This window comes from Xanthomarina sp. (genome assembly GCF_035306705.1).
Classification (GTDB): domain Bacteria; phylum Bacteroidota; class Bacteroidia; order Flavobacteriales; family Flavobacteriaceae; genus Xanthomarina.
On record NZ_DATGNO010000049.1, the window covers coordinates 1 to 6,604 of the forward strand.

A 6,604-nucleotide genomic window follows, 5' to 3' on the forward strand; every position below is an offset into this window, starting at 1 on the left:
TTATTATCAACATCCCAAGTCACTCTTAACACTTGTTTTCTTCCCTTCTCAAAATCTATCAAGTATTGTTGTAAAGGGTAAATTCCAAAGGTATAGCTTATTGCATATTCATTTTTGGAGCCATCAATTTCGGTGATATGCACTATAAAATCTGAATCCTTTTTGGTGAAAAAATAAGCAACCCCATCCAATGTAAGCTCCACATCGTTAAAATCGCCCAACACCGTTTTTTGGTTGGCTACTTCCATAGCTAAATCGTGATCTGAACCTTTCCAAGTATCAAAAGTTTGTTTATGGCAGGCCATACACTGTTCATCGCCTACATAACCATCTTTATGAACCGATGTGATTTTTTTGGAATCGACATAGCTTCCTTTTTCTGAATTGTTTTTACACGAAACAAAGAATAAAATAATAACAATCCAAAAAAGTTGTTTCATTATAGATAATGTGAAAGAATAGCGTTGATTATGAACCTGCAATTTATAAATATCTTTTCTAAAAAAAAACGCGATTCTTTCGAATCGCGTTTAAAACTTTAAATATCGTTGAGTAGTTTGGTTATTTCATCCAACTTAGGAGTTAAAATAACTTCTATCCGTCTATTTTTTGCTTTTCCTTCAGAAGTTTCATTGGTTGCTATAGGCGCATATTCTCCTCTTCCAGCTGCTGTTAGATTTTCAGGATTAATACTTGAATTTTGTCTTAAAATTTCAACGATGGCCGTAGCTCGTTTGGTAGATAAATCCCAGTTCCCTTTCATGATTCCATTTCCAGAGTATGGCACATTATCTGTATGTCCTTCAATTAATACGTTAATATCTGGATTGTCGGCTAGTACAGATCCCAATTGGTTTACAGCTTTGGTTCCTTCAACTCCAACGGCCCAGCTTCCAGATTGGAACAATAATTTATTTTCCATAGACACATAAACCTTTCCATCGCGCTGAACAACGGTCAAGCCTTTTCCTTCAAAGTCTACTAAAGCTCTAGAAATAGCATTTTTCAATTCGGTCATGGCTGCGTCTTTTGCCGCAATCATGCTTTCTAATTCTGCCACACGATTGGAGCGAGATTCCAGTTCTTTTTTCAAAGCTTCCAATCGGGCATTTTCCGATTCAAGAGCGTGCTCTTTTGCTTCCAATCTAGCTAATAACTCTCTGTTTTTTTGAACATTATCTGCAATGGCAGACGAGCTATTTTTTTCTAAGGCAGCATACGACGCTTTCAAATTATCCAAGTTTGCTTTCGCTGAATTGTAATCACCTTGCAATCTATCACGATCTGCAACCGCTTCGTAATAGGCTTTTTGCAACTGATCCAATTCATTTTGAGTCGCATTTTTAGCGTTCATTAAACTTTCGTTATCGCTTTTTAATTCTCTGTTTTCATCTTTTAAGGTCGTGTATTTACTTTCTAGGTCCTTATAGACTTTTGGAGACACACAAGCACTAACTAATACTGTAGAAATTGCTAAAACTAAAATTCTGTTTTTCATTTTTTATATCTGGGTTTATTTTTTATTAATGATTTATTTTTAGAAAAAATACTGTTGTTTATTCCAACACCTAATTAGTTTCTATTTCAACTAAAATTGGACAATGGTCGCTATGTACAGCATCTTTAAGTATAACGGCTCTTTTTATCTTTTCTTGTAGTGGTTTTGAAACCATGGTGTAATCTATTCGCCATCCTTTGTTATTGGCTCGAGAATTGGCGCGATAACTCCACCAGCTATATTCTTGTTTTTCAGGATGTATATATCGGAAAGCATCAATAAAGTCGTAGTCGATAAATTGTCCTATCCAAGCGCGTTCTTCTGGCAAAAATCCTGAAACACCTTTCATTTTTGGATTATGAATGTCTATTTCTTCATGACACACATTATAATCGCCACATATCACTAAGTTTGGAATTTCTAGTTTTAAATTATTTATATAATCTTGAAACAGATCCATAAAATCAAATTTATGCTGTAAACGGGCGTCGTTGGTTCCAGATGGCACATATAAACTCATAACCGAAATGCCAGGAAAATCTACGCGCAGGTTTCGACCTTCAAAATCCATGGATGCAATACCTGTACCATATTCAACATGATTGGGTTTTGTTTTAGACAAAATAGCCACACCACTATAGCCCTTTTTCTGGGCACTAAACCAATAGTGATATGGATATCCTGCATCTTCAAAAACACTCAAGTCCAACTGCTCTTTCATGGCTTTAATTTCCTGTAAACAAATAACATCTGGATTTGCCGCTTTTAACCAATCTATAAATCCTTTGTTTAATGCTGCGCGAATGCCGTTGACATTATAAGAAATTATCTTCATATTTATTTTTCAAGGGTTAAGGGAATTTTATAAGTATCACTCACAAATATCCAGCTTTATTAAATTAAGCCAGTTAATTTTAGCTAAAATAAATAATGCTTTACATTTACACTATTAAAATAATCCTAATTATTCAATAGAAAACCTATGACATCATAAAACTATTGCAAACCAAAATGTTTCACTGCTTTTTTGAATTTAATCATAGCCATGCAGAAACTTATAAAAAGTTATGGTTTATTGTAATTTTACGCTTCATTTGGACATTCTATTAATAACTTAGGTTTAAAAACGTTTTAACAAAAACTGTCAACAAAATATTTTAATTGATATGTAGTTTAGTACTTCATGAGGTTTATACTTGCCATTTTATTCTTGCTTTTTGGGTTTTCGGCTTTGGCCCAAAATCCGGAGTCTAATTACAGAACAAAAACGGTTGCTGTAACAGATTCTATTGCAATAGATAGCGTAAGTATCAATTCCAGTTTTTTAACCCTGAAAAAAAAAGATGGCGCTTTTGTGGATGCTTCGTTTTATACGGTTGATTATAAAAAAGCCCTCATTACATTTAACAAACCGATTGATGCCGATTCCCTTATAGTAAATTACCTAAAATACCCAGAGTATTTAACTAGAACTTACAGACAAATTAACGATAGTATCATTGTTGGAAACACAAGCAACCTAGCCAAACTCTATAAGCTTTCCCAAGCAAGCGAAAAGCAAAACTTTACACCTTTTGATGGTTTATCAACCTCTGGAAGTATTTCTCGAGGCGTGGTTATTGGCAACAATCAAAACTCTGTTTTAAACAGTGAATTAGACCTACAAATAACTGGAAAGTTAAGCGAAAAAGTGTCCTTAAGAGCCTCCATTCAAGATGCAAATGTGCCCTTGCAAGAAAGTGGCTATTCGCAACGTTTGGATGAGTTTGATCAGGTTTTTATTGAGCTTTTTAGCGATGACTGGAAAATTCGCGCTGGAGATATTGACCTTACAAACCCAAACTCCTATTTTGCAAATTTCAGCAAACGCGTTCAAGGTTTATCTGTTGGCGCCACTCTACATCATCCAGATTCTCAAACTAATTTATTTGCATCTGGCGCTTTGGTTCGCGGACAATTTACCAGCAGTCAGTTTACAGCCCAAGAAGGCAACCAAGGGCCTTATAAGTTAAAAGGGCCAAATCAGGAACTTTATGTTCTTATTGTTTCTGGCAGCGAAACGGTTTATGTGAATGGCGTTCCTTTAAAACGTGGAGAATCCAACGATTATATTATCGATTATAATGCAGGTGAAATTATTTTCAACTCTACGTTTCCGGTAACTTCTGAAATGCGCGTTACGGTAGATTATCAATATAGCGAAAGAAATTATTCGCGTTTGATGGTTTTTGGTGGAGGCAGATATGAAAGTGAAAATCTCAATCTTGGGGTTTCAATTTATAGTGAAGCCGATTCGAAAAACAATCCACTTCAGCAAAACTTATCAGCAGAACAGGTTCAAATTTTAGCTGAAGCTGGAGACGACAGAACCAAAATGGTCGCACCTTCTATTACTCCTGAACCTTATAATGAAAACAGGATTTTATATAAAAAAGAACTGATTAATGGTGTAGAAGCTCTCGTGTTTTCCAACAACCCAAACGACGAACTCTTTAGTGCCCGATTTACACTTGTTGGAGATTATTTAGGGAATTACGTAATAAGCAGTATAGATGCCATAAGTACCATTTACGAATATGTAGAACCCATTGCCGGTGTGCCACAAGGAAATTACGAACCTGTTTTTCAACTTATCGCCCCTACAAAATTACAGATGGCCATAATTAATGGTGATTTTAAGCCAACCGACAAGACCGATATTAGCTTTGAAGTTGCTGGAAGTAAAAACGATTTAAACCTTTTCTCTACTCTTGACGATAACAACAACGATGGTTTTGCAGGAAAACTAAAAATCAATCAAATGTTGATTAAAAGAGATAGCTTGTGGAATTTAGAGACATTTGCCGATATCGACTATATCCAGGAGGATTTCCGATCCATTCAACGCATTTACAACGCCGAATTTAATCGAGATTGGAACCTAGGAAATACAACAAGCACAAATACACCCATAAATCTAGGCACACAAACCCTTATAAAAGCAGGAGCACAAACTTTTCACAATAAAAAAGGGCGAGCCAGTTATGAATTTGAATATTTAAATTATTCGGAAAGTTTTAATGGAAACAGACATATTGTTTCTGCAAATCTCTTTCTTAATAATTGGCAAATAGTATCGCATTCCAGTATGCTAAACACCACATCAACAGTAACCAATTCGGCATTTTTTAGAACTTACAACGTGTTCACCTATAGTTTTGACCGCGCTTGGGCAGGAACCAGATTGGCCATGGAAGACAATCAGCAAAAGGAAAACAACACGGGTGCTTACACAGCTTTAAGTCAGAAATTTAAATCGTATGAAGTTTTTACAGGAATTGGAGATAGCACCAAAGTCTTTGCTGAAATTGGCTATAAATATCGTGTGAATGATAGTTTAAGAAACAACTTATTACAAAAGGTAAATACCTCCAACACCTATTATTTAGACTCTAGAATTATTCAAAATGAACAAACCAATTTATCGCTTTATGCCAATTACCGAGTTTTAAACAATGCGGATAAAACCTTGGAAGACGAACGTTCTTTAAATTCAAGAATTCAATTTAGTCAACGCTTTCTTAGGCAGTTTTTTCTTTGGAATACGGTTTACGAAACCAATTCTGGAACCTTACCTCAACAAGAATTCACCTTTGTAGAAGTAGAACCTGGACAAGGAAATTACATGTGGATTGATTACAATAGCAATGGCATCCAAGAATTAGAGGAGTTTGAAATTGCACAATTCCAAGATCAAGGCAAATATATTCGTGTGTTATTACCAAATCAAGTGTTTGTAAAAACCCATCAAAATAGATTAAGCCAAACCTTAACCATCAACCCACAACAATGGTCCAGTGAAGTGAGTGGTTTTAAAAAAGTGCTTTCGTATTTCTATAATCAAACCTCTTATTTAGTTGACAGTAAAAACAGGAGAGATGGAAACTCCATTAATTTAAATCCGTTTTATCGCGACCCAGAAAACGAATTGGGCTTGCAATTAAACTTTAGGAATGTCTTATTTTTTAATCGGGGAAAGCAACATTATACCACCTCCTATACGTTTTTAAAGAACAACTCGAAAAACAACTTAACTATTGGTTTTATTGAAAACGCCGTGGTTAGTCATAGTTTGTTGTTCAATCATAAATTTGCAACCAGTTGGCTCATTAATTTTCAGACAAGTTTTAACAACAACGAAAGTTTTAGCGAAAATTTCAGCAGTAAAAATTACGACATCGACGAAACCAAAATAAACCCGAAATTATCTTATTTATTAAATGACAATGTGCGTTTCGATATATTTTACCAATACACAAATAAACACAACACCATTGCCAGTTTCGAAACCTTGAAACAACAAAAATATGGTGCTTCCTTTTCGTTTGCAAATTTTCAAAGCATGTCCATAATCGGAGAGTTTAATTACTTCGAAAACACCTTTGAAGGAAGTGCAAATACGCCAGTAGCTTATCAAATGATGGAAGGTTTACAACCTGGAAAAAACTATACATGGAGCTTATTGGCTCAAAAGAAAATAACTTCGTTTTTAGACTTAAACCTCAACTATTTAGGAAGAAAAAGCGAAACTAGCAGAGTAATACATACAGGAAGCATTCAATTGAAAGCTTATTTTTAATAATGTAACATGAGTTACTAACCAAATGGTTATATTTTTGTAACTTTGTATCTTATATGAACAAACTTGTAGCCATAACATATTCAGTTTTAATTCTTGTACAGAGTTTTAACTTTGGTTTTGAAGATCTTTCAAGACTGAGTGTTTTAATGGAGCATGCCGAATATCATCAAAAAACTTATGGCGACTCGTTTTTTGATTTTATATCCGAACATTATGGCGATGCCAAGTTCCAGCATGAAAACGAGCATAAGGAACATGAGGATTTGCCTTTTAAACATAATCAAACCTGTTGTCATACCAGTGTTTCTTTTACAGTTCCCAATATAAACTTCACTTTGGAATATCCACCTTTTGTTGAAATTCCTTGTAACTTCTTTTATAAAGAATCTATCTCTCTATTTGAAAAATCAGCTGTTTTTCAACCTCCTAAATTCGCATAATTCACCCGTAATCTAAGTTCATTTTAAAAGCTATTTCTTAATGGC

4 protein-coding genes and 1 pseudogene are annotated in these 6,604 nt (G+C 34.7%); 2 read left to right on the forward strand and 3 right to left on the reverse strand.

The window, feature by feature from the left end; genetic code table 11:
* The 3 genes and pseudogenes from VKY47_RS04065 to VKY47_RS04075 form a co-directional block, all read right to left on the reverse strand.
* A pseudogene (locus VKY47_RS04065) lies at positions 1–440 on the reverse strand (tetratricopeptide repeat protein); the annotation flags it as partial.
* 98 nt (positions 441–538) lie between these two features.
* Positions 539–1,498 (reverse strand): OmpA/MotB family protein, encoded by a 960-nt coding sequence (locus VKY47_RS04070; protein WP_324310572.1) that lies wholly within the window; start codon positions 1,496–1,498, stop codon positions 539–541.
* A gap of 70 nt (positions 1,499–1,568) precedes the next feature.
* Positions 1,569–2,333 carry an exodeoxyribonuclease III gene (locus VKY47_RS04075; RefSeq protein ID WP_324310574.1) on the reverse strand — a complete coding sequence of 255 codons (765 nt, stop codon included), beginning with the start codon at positions 2,331–2,333 and terminating at the stop codon, positions 1,569–1,571.
* Between the two features lie 348 nt (positions 2,334–2,681).
* On the opposite strand from VKY47_RS04075, the gene VKY47_RS04080 reads away from it, so the two are divergent.
* Together VKY47_RS04080 and VKY47_RS04085 are read left to right on the forward strand one after the other, a co-directional pair.
* The gene (locus VKY47_RS04080) at positions 2,682–6,116 is read left to right on the forward strand and encodes a hypothetical protein (RefSeq protein WP_324310576.1); all 3,435 of its coding nucleotides are present in this window, start codon (positions 2,682–2,684) and stop codon (positions 6,114–6,116) included.
* 56 nt (positions 6,117–6,172) lie between these two features.
* On the forward strand, positions 6,173–6,559 hold the full coding sequence (locus tag VKY47_RS04085) for a hypothetical protein (RefSeq protein WP_324310577.1): 387 nt from the start codon (positions 6,173–6,175) through the stop codon (positions 6,557–6,559).
* Positions 6,560–6,604: the final 45 nt, after the last annotated feature.

Bases quoted from the DNA above. Each gene is read 5' to 3' on its own strand.
- VKY47_RS04070 (WP_324310572.1), bottom strand. From the start codon at position 1,498: ATGAAAAACAGAATTTTAGTTTTAGCAATTTCTACAGTATTAGTTAGT.
- VKY47_RS04075 (WP_324310574.1), bottom strand. From the start codon at position 2,333: ATGAAGATAATTTCTTATAATGTCAACGGCATTCGCGCAGCATTAAAC.
- VKY47_RS04080 (WP_324310576.1), top strand. From the start codon at position 2,682: ATGAGGTTTATACTTGCCATTTTATTCTTGCTTTTTGGGTTTTCGGCT.
- VKY47_RS04085 (WP_324310577.1), top strand. From the start codon at position 6,173: ATGAACAAACTTGTAGCCATAACATATTCAGTTTTAATTCTTGTACAG.